Origin of the sequence: Luteipulveratus mongoliensis (assembly GCF_001190945.1) — a bacterium.
Lineage (GTDB): Bacteria > Actinomycetota > Actinomycetes > Actinomycetales > Dermatophilaceae > Luteipulveratus > Luteipulveratus mongoliensis.
This window is the reverse complement of record NZ_CP011112.1, coordinates 3,020,213-3,042,127: the sequence shown is the minus strand read 5'-3', so window position 1 is coordinate 3,042,127 and position 21,915 is coordinate 3,020,213. Positions and strand designations below refer to the sequence as shown.

At 67.4% G+C, this 21,915-nt stretch carries 16 protein-coding genes; 5 read left to right on the top strand and 11 right to left on the bottom strand.

What is annotated here, in order from left to right; translation table 11 throughout:
- Positions 1–28 precede the first annotated feature (28 nt).
- Positions 29–526, bottom strand: a complete 498-nt coding sequence (locus VV02_RS14440) for a Rieske (2Fe-2S) protein (protein ID WP_052592528.1) — start codon at positions 524–526, stop codon at positions 29–31.
- Positions 527–642: 116 nt separating this feature from the next.
- Positions 643–3,744, bottom strand: coding sequence for an excinuclease ABC subunit UvrA (gene uvrA, locus VV02_RS14435; protein WP_052592525.1), 3,102 nt, complete (start codon positions 3,742–3,744; stop codon positions 643–645).
- Positions 3,745–3,861: 117 nt separating this feature from the next.
- On the opposite strand from uvrA, the gene VV02_RS14430 reads away from it, so the two are divergent.
- Genes VV02_RS14430 through VV02_RS14410 form a run of 5 tightly spaced genes read left to right on the top strand, consistent with a single transcriptional unit; the run spans position 3,862 to position 8,850 of the window.
- On the top strand, positions 3,862–5,718 hold the full coding sequence (locus VV02_RS14430; RefSeq protein ID WP_052592523.1) for a glycoside hydrolase family 15 protein: 1,857 nt from the start codon (positions 3,862–3,864) through the stop codon (positions 5,716–5,718).
- Complete coding sequence (locus VV02_RS14425) at positions 5,718–6,425, top strand: maleylpyruvate isomerase family mycothiol-dependent enzyme (RefSeq protein WP_052592521.1); 708 nt, start codon at positions 5,718–5,720, stop codon at positions 6,423–6,425. Before VV02_RS14430 ends, VV02_RS14425 begins: the two co-directional genes overlap by 1 nt.
- Before the next feature lie 2 nt (positions 6,426–6,427).
- Complete coding sequence (locus tag VV02_RS14420) at positions 6,428–7,111, top strand: MBL fold metallo-hydrolase (protein ID WP_052592519.1); 684 nt, start codon at positions 6,428–6,430, stop codon at positions 7,109–7,111.
- Between the two features lie 56 nt (positions 7,112–7,167).
- Positions 7,168–7,923, top strand: coding sequence for a C40 family peptidase (locus VV02_RS14415; protein WP_052592517.1), 756 nt, complete (start codon positions 7,168–7,170; stop codon positions 7,921–7,923).
- Between the two features lie 51 nt (positions 7,924–7,974).
- Positions 7,975–8,850, top strand: a complete 876-nt coding sequence (locus VV02_RS14410) for an EamA family transporter (RefSeq protein ID WP_342667830.1) — start codon at positions 7,975–7,977, stop codon at positions 8,848–8,850.
- A 67-nt stretch (positions 8,851–8,917) separates the two neighbouring features.
- Here the strand turns inward: VV02_RS14410 and VV02_RS14405 are convergent, their stop codons facing one another.
- The 9 genes from VV02_RS14405 to rpsA form a co-directional block, all read right to left on the bottom strand.
- The gene (locus tag VV02_RS14405; RefSeq protein ID WP_052592516.1) at positions 8,918–9,910 is read right to left on the bottom strand and encodes a TerC family protein; all 993 of its coding nucleotides are present in this window, start codon (positions 9,908–9,910) and stop codon (positions 8,918–8,920) included.
- 185 nt (positions 9,911–10,095) lie between these two features.
- Positions 10,096–10,452, bottom strand: coding sequence for a DUF3817 domain-containing protein (locus VV02_RS14400; protein ID WP_245633084.1), 357 nt, complete (start codon positions 10,450–10,452; stop codon positions 10,096–10,098).
- 42 nt (positions 10,453–10,494) lie between these two features.
- Complete coding sequence (locus VV02_RS14395) at positions 10,495–13,956, bottom strand: phosphocholine-specific phospholipase C (RefSeq protein WP_052592511.1); 3,462 nt, start codon at positions 13,954–13,956, stop codon at positions 10,495–10,497.
- Positions 13,957–14,154: 198 nt separating this feature from the next.
- Positions 14,155–16,263 carry an excinuclease ABC subunit UvrB gene (gene uvrB, locus VV02_RS14390; protein WP_052592509.1) on the bottom strand — a complete coding sequence of 703 codons (2,109 nt, stop codon included), beginning with the start codon at positions 16,261–16,263 and terminating at the stop codon, positions 14,155–14,157.
- A 57-nt stretch (positions 16,264–16,320) separates the two neighbouring features.
- Positions 16,321–17,385 carry a lipoate-protein ligase LplAB gene (gene lplAB / locus VV02_RS14385; protein ID WP_052592507.1) on the bottom strand — a complete coding sequence of 355 codons (1,065 nt, stop codon included), beginning with the start codon at positions 17,383–17,385 and terminating at the stop codon, positions 16,321–16,323.
- A 41-nt stretch (positions 17,386–17,426) separates the two neighbouring features.
- A complete protein-coding gene (locus VV02_RS14380) occupies positions 17,427–18,344 on the bottom strand; it encodes a siderophore-interacting protein (protein WP_052597027.1) in 918 nt (305 codons plus the stop codon).
- Between the two features lie 26 nt (positions 18,345–18,370).
- Positions 18,371–19,633 carry a dephospho-CoA kinase gene (coaE, locus tag VV02_RS14375; RefSeq protein WP_052592505.1) on the bottom strand — a complete coding sequence of 421 codons (1,263 nt, stop codon included), beginning with the start codon at positions 19,631–19,633 and terminating at the stop codon, positions 18,371–18,373.
- Between the two features lie 31 nt (positions 19,634–19,664).
- The gene (locus VV02_RS14370; RefSeq protein ID WP_052592503.1) at positions 19,665–20,129 is read right to left on the bottom strand and encodes a PPOX class F420-dependent oxidoreductase; all 465 of its coding nucleotides are present in this window, start codon (positions 20,127–20,129) and stop codon (positions 19,665–19,667) included.
- Positions 20,130–20,212: 83 nt separating this feature from the next.
- Positions 20,213–21,742, bottom strand: a complete 1,530-nt coding sequence (gene rpsA / locus VV02_RS14365; protein WP_052592500.1) for a 30S ribosomal protein S1 — start codon at positions 21,740–21,742, stop codon at positions 20,213–20,215.
- Positions 21,743–21,915 lie beyond the last annotated feature (173 nt).

The following is a 21,915-nucleotide window of genomic DNA, read 5'->3' as shown; positions in this document are numbered from 1 at the left end:
ACCCTCCGACACCCGCGAGCGTGATCCGTCACGTGATGACGACGGCGGCGCCCTGCAGCGTCGCTGTCTTGCTGGGCAACGGCTTCTGCGCCGGCCCGTCGACGACGTCACCGGTCGACGCATCGAAGACGCTGCCGTGGCAGGGGCACATGATCTGCTTGTTCTCGACCTTGTTGACGGAGCAGCCCTGGTGGGTGCAGACCGCGCTGAACGCCTTGTAGGTCCCCTGCTCGGGCTGGGTCACGACAACCTTGGCCTTCGCGTCGATGAAGCCGCCGCCGACGGGCACCTTCGAGGTCGGCACCGAGACACCGTCTGCCGCGCCGGCCGAGCTCGTCGCCGAGGAGCCCGCCCCAGAACCGGCCGGTGCGGAGCCACCGCCACCGGTGCTGCCGCTGTCCGAGCTGTCGTCACCGCACGCCGCGAGTCCGCCGGCCGCGGCCAGCGCTACACCGGCTGCCCCGACTCCGCGCACGACATGGCGTCGTCCTGGAAGGGCCTGCGTGATCTCAGTCTGCTCGGTCATATCCATCTCCCAGTGCTTGAACGATCAATGGCCGCGCTCGACCAACGTACGGGAGAACAAGCCCGGTTCCGCTGACGAGCGTCTATGAGCGCTTACGTCGGGAGCAGGCCAATGGTTCAGCTCGAATGCGTCGAACTTTCAGAGGAACGCTTGGCCCTTGTCGTGCCCTTGGCCGAGGCGGCCTTCTTGCGCGGCGCCGACTTCTTGGCAGCCGCGGTCTTCTTGGTGACGGCCTTCTTTGTCGTGGTCGGCAACGACTTGCTCGCCGTGGCCTTGGACGAGGTCCGGGTGGCAGCGGCCGGCGCACGCCGGCCCGTCGAGGGCCGGACGGAACCGGCGGCCTTCGCCAGGACCGGGGCCAGGAACCGGCCGGTGTGGCTGGCCTCGACGGCCGCAATGTCTTCAGGACTGCCCTCGGCCACCACGCTGCCGCCGCCGTTGCCGCCCTCGGGACCCATGTCGATGATCCAGTCCGCACTCTTGATCACGTCGAGGTTGTGCTCGATGACGATGACCGTGTTGCCCTTGTCGACCAGACCCTGCAGGACGCCGAGCAGCTTGCGGATGTCATCGAAGTGCAGACCGGTCGTCGGCTCGTCCAGGACGTAGATCGTGCGACCGGTCGACCGCTTCTGCAGCTCGGCAGCGAGCTTGACGCGCTGGGCCTCACCACCGGACAAGGTCGGCGCCGGCTGGCCCAGCCGCACGTAGCCCAGACCCACGTCGTTGAGCGTGCGCATGTGTCGGGAGATCGCCGGGACGGCGGCAAAGAAGTCGGCGGCCTCCTCGATGGGCATGTCAAGGACGTCAGCGATGGTCTTGCCCTTGAAGTGCACCTCGAGGGTCTCGCGGTTGTAGCGAGCCCCGTGACACACCTCGCACGGCACGTAGACGTCGGGCAGGAAGTTCATCTCGATCTTGATGGTGCCGTCGCCGCTGCACGCCTCGCAGCGTCCGCCCTTGACGTTGAACGAGAAGCGCCCCGGCTGATAGCCACGCACCTTGGCCTCTGTCGTCTCGGCGAACAGCCGACGGACGTGGTCGAACACTCCGGTGTAGGTCGCGGCGTTGCTGCGCGGTGTCCGCCCGATCGGGCCCTGGTCCACATGGACGACCTTGTCCAGCTCGTCCAGGCCCTCGACCGTGCGGTGCCGGCCGGGCACGTGGCGTGCGCCGTTGAGCTGGTTGGCGAGCACGCTGTAGAGGATGTCGTTGACGAGCGTCGACTTGCCCGAGCCCGAAACCCCTGTCACCGCAACGAGATTGGCGAGCGGGAAGCTGACATCGACACTCTTGAGATTGTGCTCCCGAGCGCCCCGCACAGTCACGGTGCGGCCGTCCTGCGGTCGGCGTACGGCGGGCGTCTCGATCTCCAGGCGACCGGACAGATAGGCACCGGTGATGGAGTCCGGGTGGTCCAGCAGGTCCTTGACGGATCCGCAGTGCACGACCTCACCGCCGTGCTCGCCCGCACCTGGACCGATGTCGACGATCCAGTCCGCCGTCGCGATGGTGTCCTCGTCGTGCTCGACGACGATCAGCGTGTTGCCGAGGTCGCGCAGCCGCGTCAGGGTCTCGATGAGCCGGTGGTTGTCCCGCTGGTGCAGACCGATCGACGGCTCGTCCAGCACGTAGAGCACGCCCACCAGCCCGGACCCGATCTGGGTCGCCAGCCGGATGCGCTGCGCCTCACCGCCCGACAAGGTGCCGGCCGGGCGGTCGAGCGAGAGGTAGTCGAGTCCGACATCGAGCAGGAAGCCCAGCCGTGCGTCGATCTCCTTGATCACGCGCTCGGCGATCTGGTGCTCACGCGCGGTGAACGTGACCGACGGCAAGAACTTCGCGGCCTCGGAGATCGGCAGCGCACAGACCTGGGCGATCGACTGACCACCGATCGTGACGGCCAGGGACTCGGGCTTGAGCCGAGCGCCCTGACACACCGGGCACGGCACCTCGCGCATGTAGCCCTCGTAGCGGTCGCGGCTCCAGTCCGACTCCGTCTCGGCATGACGGCGCTTCACGAACGTGATGACACCCTCGAACCCGGTGGAGTAGCTGCGCTCCCGTCCGTAGCGACTCTTGTAGCGGACGTGCACCTGGTGGTTCTGGCCGTGCAGCAGCGCCTGCTTGGCCCGGTCCGGCAGGGAGTGCCACGGCTGGTCGAGGGTGAACTTCAGGTCCTCCGCCAGCGCACCGATGACCCGCATGAAGTAGTCGTTGGTGCCTTGGCCCTGGGCCCACGGCAGGATCGCGCCCTCGGAGATCGACTTGTCCTCGTCGGGCACGACGAGCTCGGGGTCGACCTCCAGCTCGGTGCCGATGCCGGTGCACGCCGTGCAGGCGCCGAACGGGGAGTTGAACGAGAACGAGCGCGGCTCGATCTCGTCCATGCTCAACGGGTGCTCGTTGGGGCAGGCCATCTTCTCGGAGAAGCGACGCTCGCGCTGCGGGTCGTCGACCTCGAGATCGACCATCTCGACGACGAGCACCCCGGAAGCCAGGCCGAGCGCCGTCTCGACCGAGTCCGTGAGCCGCTGCTTGCCGTTGGCGTCGCCGGCGCCCTTGGCGACCAGCCGGTCCACCACGACGTCGATCGAGTGCTTCTTCTGCTTCTCCAGCTTGGGCGGCTCGGCCAGCGAGATGACCTCACCGTCGACCCGTGCCCTCGAGAAGCCCTTGGTCTGCAGCTCAGCGAACAGCTCGACGTACTCCCCCTTGCGGGCACGGACCACCGGCGCCAGGACCTGGAAACGGGTGCGGTCCGGCAGCTCGAGCAGCTGGTCGACGATCTGCTGAGGCGTCTGCCGACCGACCGGCTCGCCACAGACCGGGCAGTGTGGTCGACCCGCACGCGCGAAGAGCAGGCGGAGGTAGTCGTACACCTCGGTGATCGTCCCCACTGTCGACCGGGGATTGCGGTTGGTCGACTTCTGGTCGATCGAGACAGCAGGTGACAGACCCTCGATGAAGTCGACGTCCGGCTTGTCCATCTGGCCCAGGAACTGCCGGGCGTACGCCGACAGGGACTCGACATAGCGGCGTTGGCCCTCGGCAAAGATCGTGTCGAACGCCAAGGACGACTTGCCTGATCCGGACAGCCCGGTGAAGACGACCAGACTGTCCCGAGGGAGATCGATCGAGACGTTCTTGAGGTTGTGCTCGCGCGCGCCCCGAACCCTCAGATGGTCGCGCGCGGAACCAGTGCCAGCAGAGGGCACCGAGACGGCGCCGGATGTCGAGGGAGATGCCACGGGACCATGCTAGGCGCGGGGTCCGACAAGCCCGTCCGACCCGGGGTCTCACGCCAGAGCCTGGCCGCGGCCTAGTCTCGGTCCATGGGTGCGCGGGAGGCGACGTACAACGCGGGAAAGACCACGCGCACGCGGGTCCCGATCGAGGAGTACGCCGTCATCGGCGACACGGAGACGGCGGCCCTGGTGAGCCGGGCGGGCTCCCTTGACTGGCTGTGCATCCCGCGCTTCGACTCCCCCGCGTGCTTCAGTGCTCTGCTGGGCACACCGGATCATGGACGATGGCTCCTCGGTCCGGTCGGAGAGGCCCGCAGCACCCGCCGATACCGCGGCCGCTCATGCATCCTCGAGACGATTCATGAGACCGAGACCGGCCGCGTGAAGGTCACCGACCTGATGCCGCTCGGCGACAACAGGGCCGACATCGTCCGCGTGATCGAGGGCCTCGAGGGCGAGGTCGAGATGCAGCACGAGTGGGTGGTGCGCTTCAACTACGGCAAGGTCCGACCGTGGGTGTCCCACCATCCGGGGCACGAGCGGGACGACGAGGTCATCGTGGCGATCGCCGGCCCCGACATGCTCGTCCTGCGCGGCCAACGCCTGCCGGTGGCCGAAGACGGCCAGCACCGCGACCGATGGATGGTTCGAGCGGGCGACCGGCTCCAGTTCAGCCTGACCTGGTTCGCCTCGTGGAAGGACATCCCGCCGCCGCTGGACATCCCTTCACGGATCGAGACGACCTACCAGACCTCGGCGGAGTGGGCCGATCGCTGCACCTACCAAGGGCCTTACCGCGACGCCGTCGTCCGCTCCCTTCTCGTGCTGCGACTGCTGACCGACACTCGCCGAGGCGGCATCGTGGCGGCCCCGACCACGAGCCTGCCCGAGGACTTCGGCGGCGTTCGCAACTGGGACTACCGCTACTGCTGGCTGCGCGACGCGTCCCTGACGCTGGAGTCCCTGCTCGGCGCCGGCTATGTCGGTGCGACCAAGCTGTGGCGGGACTGGCTGGTCCGCGCGCTGGCCGGCGACCCCGAGGACATGCAGATCATGTACGCCGTCGACGGCGGCCGTGAGCTGCCAGAGCGCGAGCTCTCGCACCTGCCGGGCTACGCCGGGTCCCAGCCGGTGCGGGTCGGCAACGGCGCGGTCGATCAGAAGCAGACCGATGTGCTCGGCGAGGTCATGATCGCGCTCGAGATCGCCCGTGACCGCGGGCTGCAGGAGACCACGCAGAGCTGGTCGGTGCAGCGTTCGCTCGTCGACGAGCTGGCCAGCCACTGGGACGAGCCCGACAACGGTCTCTGGGAGATCCGTGGTCCGCTGCGGCACTTCACGCACTCACGGGTGATGGTCTGGGCCGCTTTCGACCGCGCGATCCAGGCGGTCGAGGAGCATGGCTACGACGGGCCGGTCGAGCGCTGGCGCGAGGTGCGCGACGCGGTCCATCAGGAGGTCCTGGACAAGGGCTTCAACGTGGACAAGAACACCTTCACCCAGCACTACGACACCGATGAGGTCGATGCCTCGCTCCTGCTGATCCCCTTGGTGGGTTTCCTTCCGGGTGACGACCCGCGGGTGCTCGGGACCGTCGCCGCGATCGAGCAGGACCTGATGCGCGACGGGTTCCTGCTGCGCTACCGCACCGAGTCAGGAGTCGATGGCCTCAGCGGAGATGAGCACCCTTTCCTCGCCTGCTCCTTCTGGTTGGTGTCGGCCTATGCCAAGACCGGTCAGCTCTCCAAGGCGCGCGCCCTCATGGACCGGCTGGTCGGCCTGACCAACGATGTCGGCCTGCTCGCCGAGGAGTACGACCCACAGGCTGGACAGATGGTCGGCAACTACCCTCAGGCCTTCTCCCATCTGACCCTGATCAAGGCCGCGGTTTGCCTCGCCGAGGCTGAAGTCGAGGCCGCACACGGCACTGGAGGCCGCACCTGATGGCACGAACTTTTCCCGAGCACCCATCTGCCGCAGCGGATCTGGCCACCCTCGACCGTGAGACGGCCAGACTCCTGGAGACCGTCGGACGGCTGAGCGCAGCGGACCTGAGCGAGCCGTCGCAGTGTGCCGGCTGGTCTCGCGCGCACGTCGTCAGCCACCTCATCGCCAACGCCCCCGCCCTGGCCAACGTGGTCCGGTCAGCCGTCGACGGCGCGGACGTCACGATGTACGCCAGCAACGAGGCGCGGGACGCAGACATCGAGTCGGGGACCTCGCGTACGCCGGCGCAGTTCCACGCCGACCTCCAGGAAGCGGCAGGCAGCCTTCGCGCCGAGCTCGACCGGCTCCGCCCCGAGCACGCCTCTGCCGTCTGCCCACGCACGCCTGGCGGGTTCAACGTCCGGGTGGGCAACGTTCCCTACCTGCGGCTGCGCGAGGTCACCTTTCACCACGCGGATCTTCTCGCGGGCTATGGCTTCGACGACATCCCTGCAGATCTGGTCGAGGCGTTCCTCGCTGACGAGCTGACGAGCAATCCGGACGTGGATCTGGTGGTCGCAGTCGACGGATACGATCCGGTCGTCCTCGGAAGCGGAGGCGTCACGATCTCCGGCAGCCCCGGCGCTGTGCTCGGTTGGATGGGTCGCGGTCTGACCGAGGGCGTACGCGGCGACGGCCCTCTCCCCGCCCGGAACGAAGGCTGACGATGAGCTCGGACAACACGACGACGTACGACGGTCACGTCACCCCTGGCGGACCCACCGCGGTTCGCGAGCTGGAGCACGCCGTCATCCGCAAGGCGTCGGTCTCGGAGATGGACAACAACGTCTACCTCATCACCTGCCGCGCCACCGGCGCCCAGCTGCTGGTGGACGCCGCGGACGATGCCGAACGTGTGCGAGCACTGGTCGCCGAGGGGTCCGGGTCACTCGATGCCATCGTGACGACGCACCAGCACTGGGACCACGTGAGGGCGCTCTCGGACGTGGCCGCTCAGCCCGGAGCGACTACGTATGCGGGTGCCGCCGACGCAGATGCGCTCCCCGTGCCGCCCGACGTACGTATTGCGAACGGCGACCGGATCACTGTCGGCGACCTCGTATTCACAGTGATCCACCTGCGTGGCCACACGCCAGGCGGAGTCGCTCTTGCGTACGACGATCCATCCGGTCATGTCCACCTCTTCACCGGTGACAGCCTGTTCCCCAGCGGCGTCGGCGGGACGAATCGCCATGATTACCAGTCGTTTCCGCAGCTGATCGATGATGTCGAGGAGCGGGTCTTCGGGTGCTATGACGATGCGACCTGGTTCTATCCGGGGCATGGGGACGACAGCACGCTAGGAGCCGAACGACCGCACCTGGCCGAGTGGCGGGCGCGCGGATGGTGACCCCGACCAATCGGAGTTCTGCGGCAGCTCCTATTCCTTCCTGCTTTGATGGCCCTGTGCAGGAATCGATTTCGTCGCCGCAGGTCAGCACCGTCGCCACTCCCGTGACGGTGCTCTGGCGCACCCCAGCGGCCCCTCGTCCCGTCGATGACGCCATGACGGCGGACCGGCCCGACCACGAGCAGTGGCTGAAGGACATGGACTCCGCCGACCAGCGCGACGACACTCGTTGGGGTCTCGACGGCCGCATCGACTCGCAGGTCGTCGAGGGTGAGCCGGTGATCGTGCTCGCCACCCAGGACGGCTGGAGTCAGGTCGCCTGCCCGTGGCAGCCGAGCAAGGGTGACCAGCGCGGCTACCCGGGTTGGATCCGAACCGCCCACCTCACGCCCGTCGAGCCGCCCAGCATCGACCGGGTCGAGCCCAAGGCGGAGCCCGTCTCGCCCAGCGATGTGGTCGAGTCGGCGCGCCGCTACGTCGGCCTGCCTTACCTGTGGGGTGGCGTCTCACCGACCGCCCTCGACTGCTCCGGACTCGTCCACATCTCCTGCCGGGCACACGGCGTCGTCGTGCCCCGCGACGGTGACGACCAGGCGTCCGCGTGCGACCCCGTCCAGCACGGTGACGAACGGCTCGGCGACCTCTACTTCTTCGCCCACCCCGGCAAGCCGATCCACCATGTCGGGTTCGTCACGGCCCGCGGGCAGATGCTGCACGCTCCCGGCACCGGCAACGGCGTCGTCGATGAGCCGATGCAGACCGACCGCCTCGAGACCTTGGTCTCGATCGGCCGCATCCGCGGCCTGAGCTGACCGACAGACACGCGTGCTGGGCGGTGGCCCCACCGCCTGAGAGGAGTCGCCGTGCCGGTGGGCTCGCACCGAGCCCTCCCTGCTCCGGCGCTCGTTCTCGTTGCTGTCGGCTCCGTGCAGTTCGGGGCTGCGATGGCGGCTACCCTGCTGCCTGCCATCGGGGTGGCCGGATCCGTCGCCCTTCGGCTGGGCATCGCGGCGCTCATCCTCCTCGCGGTGGCCCGGCCACAGCTGCGCGGCCGCTCCCGTCGTGACTGGCTGATCGTCTCGGCGTACGCCGCATGCCTGGGCGTCATGAACCTGGTGTTCTATGGCGCGCTGCTCCGGCTACCGATCGGAGTGGCCGTGACGATCGAGTTCACCGGTCCCCTCGCGCTGGCGGCCATCACGTCCCGTCGCCGACTCGACCTGTTGGCCGTGGTCACCGCCGGCGCAGGTGTCGTGCTGGTATCGGGTGCCCTGGACACCAGCTGGGCAGATCTCGATCTGCTCGGACTCGGCCTCGCGCTGGCGGCGGGTGCGTGCTGGGCCGGCTACATCCTCACCAGCGCCCGGACCGGCGCTCGCTTCGCCGGCCTGGATGGGATCGCGATCGCCATGCTCCTTTCCGCCGCCGTCGTCACGCCGATCGGCATCCTCGGTGCCGGTGCGGACCTTCTGCAGGGCGAGGTGCTGGCCAAGGGTCTCGGCATCGCGCTGCTCTCATCGGTCGTGCCCTACTCGCTCGAGCTGATCGCCCTACGGACGATGCGAGCCAACGTGTTCGGCATCCTGCTGAGCGTCGAGCCGGCCGCCGCCGCGATCGCCGGGCTCATCGTGCTGGACCAGACCCTGGCGCCCCTTCGACTGGTCGGTATGGCCTTGGTCGTGCTCGCCAGCGTCGTCGTTCTCGGCGGGGGCCGCACGGCCGGCGTACCCGAGGGCTGACCGCGGACAACGCAACGGCGCCGACCACCACAGAGGTGATCGGCGCCGGTGTACGTCGCTCCTGAGATCAGGCGTTCAGCTGCGTCCGCTCGTCGTGCTTGGACTTCGCCAGGCTCGCGATCGCGGTGACCGCCAGGACCCCGATGATGACGACCAGGGAGAGCCAGATCGGGATGTCCGGCACGCCGTGGATCGGCTCGCCGCCGTTGATGAACGGCAAGTTGTTCTCGTGCAGCGCGTGCATGATCAGCTTCACGCCGATGAAGGCGAGCAGCACCGAGAGGCCGATGCTCAGGTAGACGAGCTTCTTGAGCAGACCACCGATCAGGAAGTACAGCTGACGCAGACCCATCAGCGCGAAGATGTTGGCCATCAGCACGAGGAATGGCTCTTTGGTGAGGCCGAAGATCGCCGGGATCGAGTCCAGCGCGAAGAGCAGGTCCGTCGTACCCAGGGCCAGAATGACGATGGCGAACGGTGTCAGGACCTTCTTGCCCTGCTCGATGGTGCGCATCTTGACGCCCGCATCCCAGGACTGGGTGACCGGGAAACGCTGCTCGACGAACTTCAGGAGACGGTTCTCCTCGTACTCGTCGTCATCGCTCTCACCCTCCTTGGAGAGGTTGTAAGCGGTGTAGATCAAGAAGGCACCGAAGATGTAGAAGATCCAGGCGAACTGGTTGATCGCGACCGCTCCGACGGCGATGAAGATGCCGCGCAGGACGAGCGCAATGATGATGCCGATCATCAAGGCTTCCTGCTGGAACTTCGCCGGCACATTGAAGCGCGCCATGATGATCAAGAAGATGAACAAGTTGTCGATCGACAACGAGTACTCCGTCAGCCATCCGGCAAAGAACTCACCGGCGTACTGACCTCCGGAGAAGTACCAGACGCCGAGGCCGAACAGCACAGCCAGGCCGATGAAGAACGTGAGGGCCAGCGAGGTCTCACGGTTGGAGGGAACGTGGGGGCGGCGTCCGATCACGAAGACGTCGAGCAGCAGCAGCGCTGCTGTGGTGCCGACGACGACGATCCAGACCCAGGGTTCGACATGCATCAATAGCAACCTTCCGGGCACGGCTCAATGGGTGTCCGGAGGTCTCTCCCGCCCTAAGGCGTGCAACCCCGGGCCGAAAGCCGTGATGACGAGGTTGCGCTTCGGGGATACTCCCCTCCACGCATGAGTCTCCCAGACGGGACACACCCGTGGCGAATTGGGCTCATTCGTACGACGGTGTCTCGTCAGGCGGGCACTTCGGCGGCCGACGCGGCCGGCTCCGGGGTGAGCTGCCCTCGGCGGTCCGCCCAGACCTCGAAGACCGCGGTGCAGAACGGCGGGAGCGAGCTGACGAGCCCAAGGACGGTGGTCCTGGCGTCCCATCGGAACGCGCGCGAGACCCAGAGGGTCACCACGACGTACACGATGAAGACGGTGCCGTGGATCGGGCCGAAGGCCTTCACGCCGCCCTCGCCGGCATCGGCGATCCACTTGAAGTACATCCCGATCAGCAGGCCGAGCCACGAGAGGGCCTCGGCGAAGGCCACCACGCGAAAGACCATGCGGTGCAGGGGACGAGCGGAGCTTGAGGTCGTAGTCACAACTACCAAGCGTAGTAGATCGCTGGCCGGCGCGGCGTCGGGTCAGTCGATCACTCCCGAATCCAGCCTGATGTGGTCGACCGCCCAGTACCAGTTGTTGCGCGCGTCGAACACCCGGAAGCGCAGCGTGACCTTCGTGGCCCCGGCCGGCACCGCGATCTCCTTGCGGATCTCAGCGTTCTCGACATCCTTACCGGCATTGTCGTTCCCGGTGCTGTCGCCGCTGTAGGAGACCACCTGCACGGGTGCGCCCGCGTCGAAGGTGGCCGTCAGCGTCGCCTTCTGCGGCGCCTCCTGACGGTAGTGCGAGTCGACCACCAGGTAGAGCTTCGTCGCACCGGCCGGGACCGGCACCGCCGGTGAGATCAGGGTCGAGTCGAATGCTCCCTTGGCGGACGGGTTGCCCGTGTCGTCCCAGTCATCCGGGTCGGCGACCGCCAGGATGCCTAGCCCCCGAGAGAAGCTCGCGCGGTCCTGCCCTCCGGTGCCGAACATCCGTTTGGTCATGAACGACCAGCCCTGCAGCTCCTTGGTTCCTTGCGGCATTCCGGGGGCGTTGACGATCGACCATCCCGCCGGTGGAGTCGTCGTCCAGCCGAGCATGTCACTGGGCGCGGGCCGATCAACGGCGTGCTGCAGCCTGTCCACCAGAGATTCGAAGTCCTCGTCGAGCAGGTGACCGGTCATGTTCGGCGCCACGATCGGGACGGACTCGGCCTTGGCCTCGATGACCCGGCCGCGCGCTGAGCCACGCACTGTGGCCCGCAGGTTGCGCGGGTCGTCGTTGGTGAGGTGTGCCGGAGCGGTCACCTCCCAGGTCGCGGTGGCCACTTTGCCCGCCGCCAGCGTCCTCGGGGCCGCAGTCACCAGACGTGATGCCCAGCCTGACGGGACGACCAGGGCCGCCGTGATCCCGCTGAGGTCGTCCGCAGCGGTCAACGCGACGTTCAGACGGGTCGGTGCTCCCGGCACGATCACCTCCTCATCGATGGTGGTCGAGGTCGTCTCCACTTTCGCCGACGTGGTCAGAGCGGCCGCGACCGCCGGGATCGAAGCAGCCTCCGTCACGACCATGCGGCGTGCGGCACGGCCGTGCAGACGAAGCTGGAGCAGTCGGGTGTCCTTGTCGGTGAGGTCTACCGGTGACGTGATCTCCCAGGTCGCGGTGACGGCCTGTCCGGCAGCGACCTTCGTGGGTACGCCCGCCGTCGGGTGTCCGCGCCAGCCGGCCGGTACGCGCAGCTCGCCTACCAGGTCCGTGACGGCATCTGTGGCGACCAGCTGTGCGGTGAGCCGGGTCGGGCGACCGGGCACGATCGTGATCTGGCCGGCCGCGCTGGGCGTGGTCGGCAGCGTGAGCCAGGTGGCCAGCGGGTCAGGGACACCGAGCGCCGGATCGGTGACAGCCTCTGCCGGCGAGGGCAGGCGTCCGGCATGGCGACGCAGGAAGGACGGATCGTCGACCAGGGTGACGGCGACGTCGTACCAACCGTGCTGGGCGATCGGCATCGGAACCGTGCGGCTCTGGCCGGCCGGCACCCGGACCTCGCGGACGCCACCGCCGTACGCCAGATCGCCGACGACGAACGTGCGGGTCTTGCGCGTGTGGTTGAGCACCACGGCCGACGCCACCCGGCCGTGTGTCTCCACACTCGCGTCCAGCGACACGTCACGGCCGCGCAGGTGCCACAGCGCCCCGCTGGGGCCATGGACGCGCAGATCGAAGCCGGCGGCGGAGATCGGCCAAGTGTCCTTCATCCCCGTGCCGCGCGACACGGTGTAGTGCTTCGGAGGTTCGCCCGGCTCCGGGTAGACCGCGAAGACGGCCGCCTGGTCGCCACCGTTGTCCAGCTCCAGGTCGACGGCTCCGGGTCGCAGGGTGCTCTTGAGCGTGAGCGCGTATGGGAGCGGCCGCAGTCGCTTGGTTCCGGCCTGCTGGCGGACCAGCACCTGAGGACTGGGCACGGTCGGCGCCGGCCGACCGGCGGCGTCCTCGCTCTTCTTGCGGTTCCCACTGGTGTCCGGAAGGCGTGGCCACCGCGGCTCGTCCCCGGAGAAGTCGAAAGCGGAGACGAGATCGCCGGTGACGGCGCGGCGCCAGGGGCTGATGTTGGTCTCGAGCACGCCGAAACGCCGCTCGAGAAACTGGATCACCGATGTGTGGTCGTAGACCGTGGAGTCGACGGCCCCGCCACGGGTCCAGGGCGAGGCGATGATCAGCGGTACGCGCATGCCGAGCCCGAGGGGGTGCGGGCCTGACACCAGCGTCTCCCCCGCCGGCAGAGAGCTCGACCAGGACAGACTCCCGTCGGCTGCGCGCACGCGGTACTGGCCGGCCTGATTGACGACCCGGTGAGCGGTGCCGCCTTCAGCAGACGTGACGCGAACGACCAGCTCGCCATCGGTGCTGACACTGCTCTTGCCGCGTCCGTTGCCCAGCGGCGGCACCGGAGGCAGGACGTGATCGAAGAACCCGCCGTGCTCGTCATAGTTGAGGATGAACGCCGTCTTCGCCCAGACAGCCGGGTTGTCAGCAAGCGCGCTCAGCAGCTGGGCGGTCAGATGCTCGCCGTTCGGCGGCGCGTAGTCCGCGTGCTCGGACAGTGCCGCAGGTGCGACGAGCCAGGAAACCTGAGGCAGCTTGTCGGCCTTGACGTCGGCGGCGAACTCCGCGACCAGCGCGTCACCCATCGCGAACGGGTCACCCTGCTGGCTGCTGTCGCCGGCCATCCGCATGCCGCGCTCGTACAGCGAGGACCCGGGCTTCGCATCGTGGAAGGCTTTGAACCAGGCCAGTGCGTTGTCATCGAAGTTGTCCAACGCCTGATAAGTCTTCCAGCTCACCCCGGCCTGCTCGAGCCGCTCGGCGTACGTCTTCCACTCGTAGCCAGCGGGGATCTCCGTGTTGTCGAAGACCGCTAGGTCACGCACCGTCGCACCGCTCGTGCCGGTCATGAAGTGTTCCCGGTTGGGGTTCGTGCTGGTCTGCATCGAGCAGTAGTAGGCATCCCCGACGGTGAATACGGACGCCAACGCGGCATAGAACGGCATGTCCGCGGGCTCGTAGAAGCCCTGGCCGAGCCAGCCTCCCCCGCGCCGGGTGACATAGCCGTCCGCGACACCCCGAGCCCAAGCGCCCATCGAGGTGGTGTAGCTGAAGTCCGGAGCGCCCTGCCGGTAGGCGTTGGTGTGAGCCGCATTCATCGAGAACGGCGCCAAGAAGCCCTCAGCGCGGGTCGGGTCCGGCTGGCGGAAGACCGGCTGCCCATTGATCCCCCGCACCGCGGTCCGATCGCCGAACCCGCGAACTCCGGGCGCCGTGCCGAAGTAGTGGTCGAAGGCGCGGTTCTCCTGCATGAAGATGACCACGTGCTCGATGTCGGACAGCGTCCCTGGACGAGGCGGAGCGGCGAGCGCCCGCTGGACACTCGGTGGCAGCGCGGCGAGGGCAGTGGCGCCGATCGCTCCACCAAGGACGGCACGACGAGAGGGCTTGGCAGCCATGGGAGGCTCCGATCTTGTCTAGACATCGGCGCCAGTCGCGGCAGCTGTTCGCTCTGAGAAGGAGGACGAGCAGCACGGACTGATCGTGCGCCTGACCCTATTCGCAGCGAACCGCCGGCGGCCACAAGATGGGCGAACTCATCATGAACATGTATGCACAAGCAGGGAGATGGCGCGCGGAGCCGCTATGTCGGGGAGCTATCGCGTGGCGTCCTGCATCTGCCGCAGCTCTTTCTTGAGGTCACCGAGCTCATCACGCAGTCGGGCGGCCAGCTCGAAGTGCAGGTCCGAGGCAGCCTGGTGCATCTGAGTGGTCAGCTCCTGGATGAGGTTGGCCAGGTCACTCGCCGGCATGTTGTCCAGCCGGCCCGAGGCGACGCCGGCGTCGGCCTGGACCTGACCCGGTCCCCCACGGCCGCGCCCCTTGCCGCGCGACTGTGACCTGCCGGAGCCCATGAGTGCGTCCGTGTCGGCGTCCTCACGCTGCAGCATGTCGGTGATGTCCGCGATCTTCTTGCGCAGCGGCTGCGGGTCGACGCCCCTGTCGGCGTTGTACTTCAGCTGCTTCTCGCGCCGCCGTTGCGTCTCCTCGATCGCTTCCTGCATCGAGGGCGTGATCTTGTCGGCGTACATGTGGACCTGCCCGGAGACGTTGCGGGCCGCACGACCAATGGTCTGGATCAGCGACCTGGCCGAACGCAGGAAGCCTTCCTTGTCGGCATCCAGGATGGACACGAGCGACACCTCTGGCAGGTCGAGGCCCTCACGCAGCAGGTTGATGCCGACCAGCACGTCGAACTCGCCGAGCCGCAGCTCACGCAGCAGCTCCACTCGGCGCAAGGTGTCCACCTCGGAGTGCAGGTAGCGCACCCGGACGTCCTTCTCCAGCAGGTAGTCGGTGAGGTCCTCGGCCATCTTCTTGGTCAGCGTGGTGACCAGGACACGCTCGTCGCGCTGAGCCCGCTCGCGGATCTCGTGCAGCAGGTCGTCGATCTGACCCTTGGTCGGCTTGAGCACGACCTCGGGATCGATCAGTCCGGTCGGCCGGATCACCTGCTCGACGAAGCCGTCGCTCTTGGCAAGCTCGTAGTCGCCCGGCGTCGCGGACAGATAGACGGTCTGCCCGATCCGCTCGAGGAACTCCTCCCACTTCAGCGGGCGGTTGTCCATCGCCGACGGCAGTCGGAACCCGTGGTCCACCAGGGTCCGCTTGCGTGACATGTCGCCCTCGTACATCGCGCCGATCTGCGGCACGGTCTGGTGCGACTCATCGATGACGAGCAGGAAGTCCTCGGGGAAGTAGTCGATCAGGCAGTTCGGCGCGGTCCCGGGACCGCGGCCGTCGATGTGCCGGCTGTAGTTCTCGATACCGGAGCAGGACCCGATCTGGCGCATCATCTCGATGTCATAGGTCGTGCGCATGCGCAGCCGCTGAGCCTCCAGCAGCTTGCCCTGGCGCTCGAAGGTTGCGAGCTGCTGCTCGAGCTCGGCCTCGATTCCGCCGATCGCGCGCTCCATGCGCTGGGGGCCGGCGACGTAGTGGGAGGCGGGGAAGACGTACATCTCCTGCTCCTCACGAACCACCTCGCCGCTGACCGGGTGCAACGTGTAGATGCGCTCGATCTCGTCGCCGAAGAACTCGATCCGGATCGCCAGCTCTTCGTAGACCGGGATGATCTCGACCGTGTCGCCGCGGGCTCGGAAAGTGCCTCGGGTGAAGGCGAGGTCGTTGCGGGTGTACTGCATCTGGACGAACCGGCGCAGCAGGTCGTCCCGGTCGAGCCGCTGGCCGACCTTGAGCTGGACCATCCGGTCGACATACTCCTGCGGCGTGCCCAGGCCGTAGATGCACGACACGGACGCGACCACGATCGCGTCGCGCCGGGTGAGCAGCGAGTTGGTGGCGCTGTGCCGCAGCCGCTCCACCTCGTCGTTGATCGAGGAGTCCTTCTCGATGTAGGTGTCGGTCTGCGGGACGTATGCCTCGGGCTGGTAGTAGTCGTAGTAAGAGACGAAGTACTCGACCGCGTTGTTGGGCAGCAGCTCGCGGAACTCATTCGCCAGCTGGGCAGCGAGCGTCTTGTTGGGCGCCATGACGAGGGTCGGCCGCTGCACCTGCTCGATCAGCCAGGCCGTCGTCGCCGACTTGCCGGTGCCGGTGGCGCCCAGCAGGACCACGTCCTGCTCACCTGCCTTGACCCGACGCGTCAGGTCCGCGATCGCGGTCGGCTGGTCACCGCTGGGTTCGAAGTCGGAGACGACTTCGAACGGAGCCACCCTGCGTTGCAGGTCAGTCGTGGGGCGCATGGTGTCACCGTAAACGTCGCGACCGACACGGTGCTTCCCGCGCGGTCACGCCGGCCCTCAGGGGACGCGGTGAGTCCACGCCTCCGTGCCGAACTTCTCCTCCACCAGCGCCTGAGCCTCATCCAGCTCAGCGGCGGTGTACGCGGAGTCCTGGGTGGCGTACAGACCGCGGAAGGTCTCCAGGAACGACTCCATGATCGCCTCACGCGTGAGGCCGGTCTGGGAGCGCATCGGGTCGACCCGCTTGTTGGCCGACTTCGTGCCCTTGTCGGACATCTTCTCGCGGCCGATGCGCAGCACCTCGAGCATCTTGTCGGCGTCGATGTCGTACGCCATGGTCACGTGGTGCAGGACCGCGCCGGAGGCGAACCGCTTCTGCGCCGCGCCGGCGATCTTGCCCTTGTCGGAGGCAATGTCGTTGAGCGGCACGAAGTGCGCCTGTACGCCCACCTCGGCCAACGCGCTGATGACCCACTCGTCGAGGAACTGGTAGGAGCGCTCGAAGCTCAGCCCCTCGACCATCGAGCTGGGGACCACCAGCGAATAAGTGATGCAGTTGCCCGGCTCCATGAACATCGCGCCGCCGCCGGAGATCCTCCGGACGACCCCGATGTCGTGCCGCGCCGCACCGGCGGGGTCGATCTCGTTCTTGTACGACTGGAACGAGCCGATGACGACCAGCGGAGAGTCCCAGTCCCAGAACCGCAGCGTCGGCGGTCGGGTCCCTGCCGCCACTTCCTGAGCGATGACCTCGTCGAGCGCGACGTGCATGACGGGGGCCATCGTGACCGCCGGGATCACATCGAAGGTGTGATCGACCCAGCCGGTCGCCCGACCGAGCGCTCGGCGTACGGCAACACCGACTGCTTCGGCGGAGAAGCCGATCATGGAGACGCTGTCGTCGAGAGCGCCGTCGATGGCGGAGGCGAGCTGGGCGACCGTCGACTCCACGGGCATCCCGATCAGGGCGGCGTTGATGTCCTCGAGCGCTTCGTCCGGCTCGAGGAAGAAGTCACCCGAGACCGCCGCCCGCGCGAGGCGGCCGTCCGCCACTTCGACATCGACGGCGACGAGCTTGCCACCCAGGACCTTGTACTCGCCCCGGACTGAACCTTCACTCATGCCCTGACCGTACGCCGCAGCTCAGCTGACCCGATCACCGGTCAGCACTCGCTGTGGCCCTCGCGCCAGTAGCCCATGAACGCGACCGCGGACTTGGGAACGTCGTACTCCCCCACCAACATTCGGCGCATCGACTTCACTGCGGACGACTCGCCCGCGATCCATGCTGACAGGGGCGGGACGTCATCGCCACGATCGGTCGTGACCTCCCAGTACGCCGAGTCCTGACCGTCCGCAAGCACTGTCGTCTCGCCGCCTTCGTCGCGGCCGACTGCAGGATGGGAGTCGAGCCACTCCCGCACAACCGCCCGCTGATGCTGCCCGCGCTCATCGCCCCGCACGCACCAGGTGATGCGCACCCCGTCCGGGCCGCGCAGGTCGAGGACGTCGTCGGCGGAGCCCACCTCGAGGCACACCAGGCCTCGGGCCCGCTCAGACAGCCCCTCGAGGATGCTGGCGACAGCCGGCCCGGCCGACTCGTCGCCGACGATCAGCTGGTCGGTCTGCTCCTCGAGGTCCTTCCGGAACTCCAGCCCACCGTGCGGACCGTCGTACGCCGCGTGCGGGCCGTAGAGGATCGCCTCGTCTCCCGGGAGAGCAGACCCGGCGAAGGCGGAGGCCGGTCCGGAGTCGCCGTGATCGACCATGTCGATGTCGACCTCGGCGTCTGCCTGTCGCACGGCTCGCACGGTGTAGGTCCGGATGACCGGTCGCTTCGCGGAGTCCAGCTGACGCCACTCGGTGAACCAGGTGTCGCCGGTCGGCATGTCCTCCAGAGTGCCGTCCGTGCCCGGCAGGATGAGCTTGATGCGCTGGTCGTAGCCATTGTCCGCGAACTCCGAGAGCTCGAGCCCGGTGAACGTCACGCGGACCAGATGCGGAGAGACTCGGGTCGTGGTCTTGACGGCGACCCGGAACATCTCGAAGGGGCGGACTGCTTGCTGGACGGCAACACTCATGGTCGACATCCTAAAGGAAGGCTTACCTAACTTCGCAAGGTCCCTCTCGGCATCGTCCACTCCGTCTTCGCCGCCCAGTCCCGAGCGCGTAGCAAGGCATCGGCGATCCACGGCTCCTTCGCCTCCGGGTAATCACCACGGCTTGCCTCGTCCCCGCCGGGGAACGATTGGGCCATCTCGGTCTTCATCTGGGCGTACGCTGCCGACTCGCTCGGGTTGGCGCGTAGCCAGTCACGAAAGAGCAGGCACGTCTGCGCGCCTGCCGAGTCGCCCTGTCGAACATGGAGATGGGTGACCCGTCCCGGATCTGCGTTGCCGAAATTGAGCTTGACCCAAGCGGTTGGCTCCGGCGCCCATGGATGGATCGTGTCGATGTTGTGGCCATTTGCATCACGACGCCCACGCGAAGGAACGAATCCGGCTGCCAGCAGGGCGTTTTCGAAGACTTCACTGGACGCGGACTCGAGCTGTTGAATGCGCAGCTGAAGGTCGATGACCGGCTTGGCCAGCAGGCCGGGCACGCTTGTCGAACCCACGTGGTCGGCGCCGATGACGGTGTCGCCGAGGCCCGCATTGGCCAATTGGCTCACAATGCGGCCAAGCAGTCGAGCCGCCGTCGTCGGCCACGACGGGTCAGGAGCTTCGAGCGTGATCTGCGCAGGGCGACGAACGGGCCGTTTCGCGGTGAGGTTGACGTTGAACGGCTGAATCCTGTTGTCCCACAACGAATCCACGCGGTTACTGAGGTCTTCGACGGACCCTTCATTGAGCAGCCACACATCGGCCGCAGCCCGCCGACGGTCGTCGCCAGCCTGGGCGCCGATGCGAGCTCGGGCGTCGTCCTCGGACATCCCTCGGTCATGGATCAGCCGCTGGAGACGCGTCTCCTCAGAGGCTGCCACGATCACGACCAGGTGGTAGTCGACGCTGCGGCCGAGCTCGACGAGCAAGGGGATGTCGTGCACGACGACGGAGTCCGCGGGCGCGGCCGCCATCTGCTCCAATGTCTCGGTCAGCACCAGCGGGTGCACGATCGCGTTGAGCGCCGCGCGCGCCTCGTCGTCGCCGAAGATGACCCGCCCCAGCGCCGGCCGGTCCAGAGTGCCGTCCGGTCCGAGGATGTCCTCGCCGAAGCGCTTCACCACCTGATCGAGCCCCGGTGTCCCAGACGCCACCACCTCACGGGCGATCACGTCGGAGTCGATCAGCACCGCTCCACGCGCCACAAGGCCACGCGCGACCGTTGACTTGCCCGAACCGATCCCACCCGAAAGTCCGACACGCAGCATGCGGCAAACCCTACTGAGGGGTGCGGTTGTTTCAGTCGGCCAGCCTGGCGGGGAAGCCGCCGGTCGCGACCGGCGACCACCGGGTTGGTGTGACCCGCAGGATCGACTTGCCCTGGTCGAGCATCGCCTGCCGGTACTCGTCCCAGTCGGGATGCTCGCCCGAGATGCACCGGAAGTACTCGACCAGCGGCTCGACCGAGTCCGGTGAGTCGATCACCTCGCAGTCGCCATCAACCTGGACCCACGGCCCGTTGAACTCCTCGGAGAGGACCACCACGCTCACCTGCGGACGGTGCCTGGCGTTGGAGACCTTGGCGCGCTCCGGATAGCTGGAGATCACGAGCCGTCCCTCCGGGTCGACTCCCCCGGTCACCGGCGACGCCTGCGGGCGGCCGTCGGAGCGAGAGGTGATGAGCAGCATCTGGTGCCGCGGCCGGACGAAGTTCAGCAGGTCGGCACGCTCGACGGACGTCGTGGTCGCGATGGTTCGTGGCATACGCCCATGCTCACACGCGTCGAAGGCCCCGGACCGTGTAGGTCCGGGGCCTTCGATGTCAGCTTCGCGTCAGCGGGTCAGCGTCAGCCGCCCGTGAGCTTCTCGCGCAGTGCTGCCAGAGCCTCGTCCGAGGCGAGCGTGCCCTCGGCCGGCGCCGGCGCGGAGGACGAGGTGCTGCTGCTGCTCGAGGAAGAGCTGCTGCTGCCACCGCCACCGTTGCTGCTGCTGGAGCTGCTGTCGGACGAGCCCGAGGAGTAGGTCGTCGGCGCGGCGTCGCCGGCGGCGGCTGCCTCGGCGTCGTCCTTGCGAGCCTGCTCGATCTGGGCCTGGTGGGCCTCGTAGCGGGAGTGCGCCTCGGCGTACTGCTTCTCCCACTTCTCACGCTGCGTCTCGAAGCCCTCGAGCCACTCGTTGGTCTCCGGGTCGAAGCCCTCGGGGTACTTGTAGTTGCCCTGGTCGTCGTACTCCGCGGCCATGCCGTAGAGCGTCGGGTCGAACTCGGCAGCGCCCGCGGCGTCGTCGTTGGCCTGCTTGAGCGACAGCGAGATGCGGCGACGCTCCAGGTCGATGTCGATGACCTTGACGAACAGGTCCTGACCGACCGTGACGACCTGCTCCGGCAGCTCCACGTGGCGCTCGGCCAGCTCGGAGATGTGGACCAGACCCTCGATGCCGTCGTCCACGCGGACGAACGCACCGAACGGAACCAGCTTGGTGACCTTGCCCGGCACGACCTGACCGATCGCGTGAGTGCGGGCGAAGTGCTGCCACGGGTCCTCCTGCGTCGCCTTCAGCGACAGGGAGACACGCTCGCGGTCCATGTCCACGTCGAGCACCTCGACGGTGACCTCCTGGCCGACCTCGACAACCTCGCTCGGGTGGTCGATGTGCTTCCAGGAGAGCTCGGACACGTGGACCAGACCGTCCACGCCGCCCAGGTCGACGAACGCACCGAAGTTGACGATGCTGCTGACGACACCCGTGCGGACCTGGCCCTTCTGCAGCTCCTTGAGGAACGTCGTACGGACCTCGGACTGCGTCTGCTCCAGCCAGGCGCGGCGCGACAGGACCACGTTGTTGCGGTTCTTGTCGAGCTCGATGATCTTGGCCTCGATCTCCTTGCCGACGTACGGCTGGAGGTCGCGGACGCGACGCATCTCGACCAAGGACGCAGGCAGGAAGCCGCGCAGGCCGATGTCGAGGATGAGACCACCCTTGACCACCTCGATGACGGTGCCGGTGACGACGCCGTCCTCTTCCTTGATCTTCTCGATCGTGCCCCAGGCGCGCTCGTACTGCGCGCGCTTCTTGGACAGGATCAGACGACCCTCCTTGTCCTCCTTCTGGAGAACCAGAGCCTCGACCTCATCGCCCACGGAAACGACCTCGCCCGGGTCGACGTCGTGCTTGATCGAGAGCTCGCGGGAGGGAATCACACCCTCGGTCTTGTAGCCGATGTCGAGCAGGACTTCGTCCCGGTCGACCTTGACGATGACACCCTCGACGATGTCTCCGTCATTGAAGTGCTTGATCGTCGCATCGATGGCGGCGAGCAGCTCCTCCTCAGATCCGATGTCGTTGACAGCGATCTGCGAGGTGGTGGTGGCAGTCATGTAGTGGGTAACTTTCGGTGGACAGAATGGTCAGGCGAACGCCCGGAGTCAGGCCGCCGGCGGCCTGTTCGGACGACAACCCGAGGTGGACAGAGTTGTACGTGGCAGTGCAGAAGTTTTTCACGCAGCACACAGGTCCGCGCCCTCCTACCCTACCCAGGCGTCCACACCCC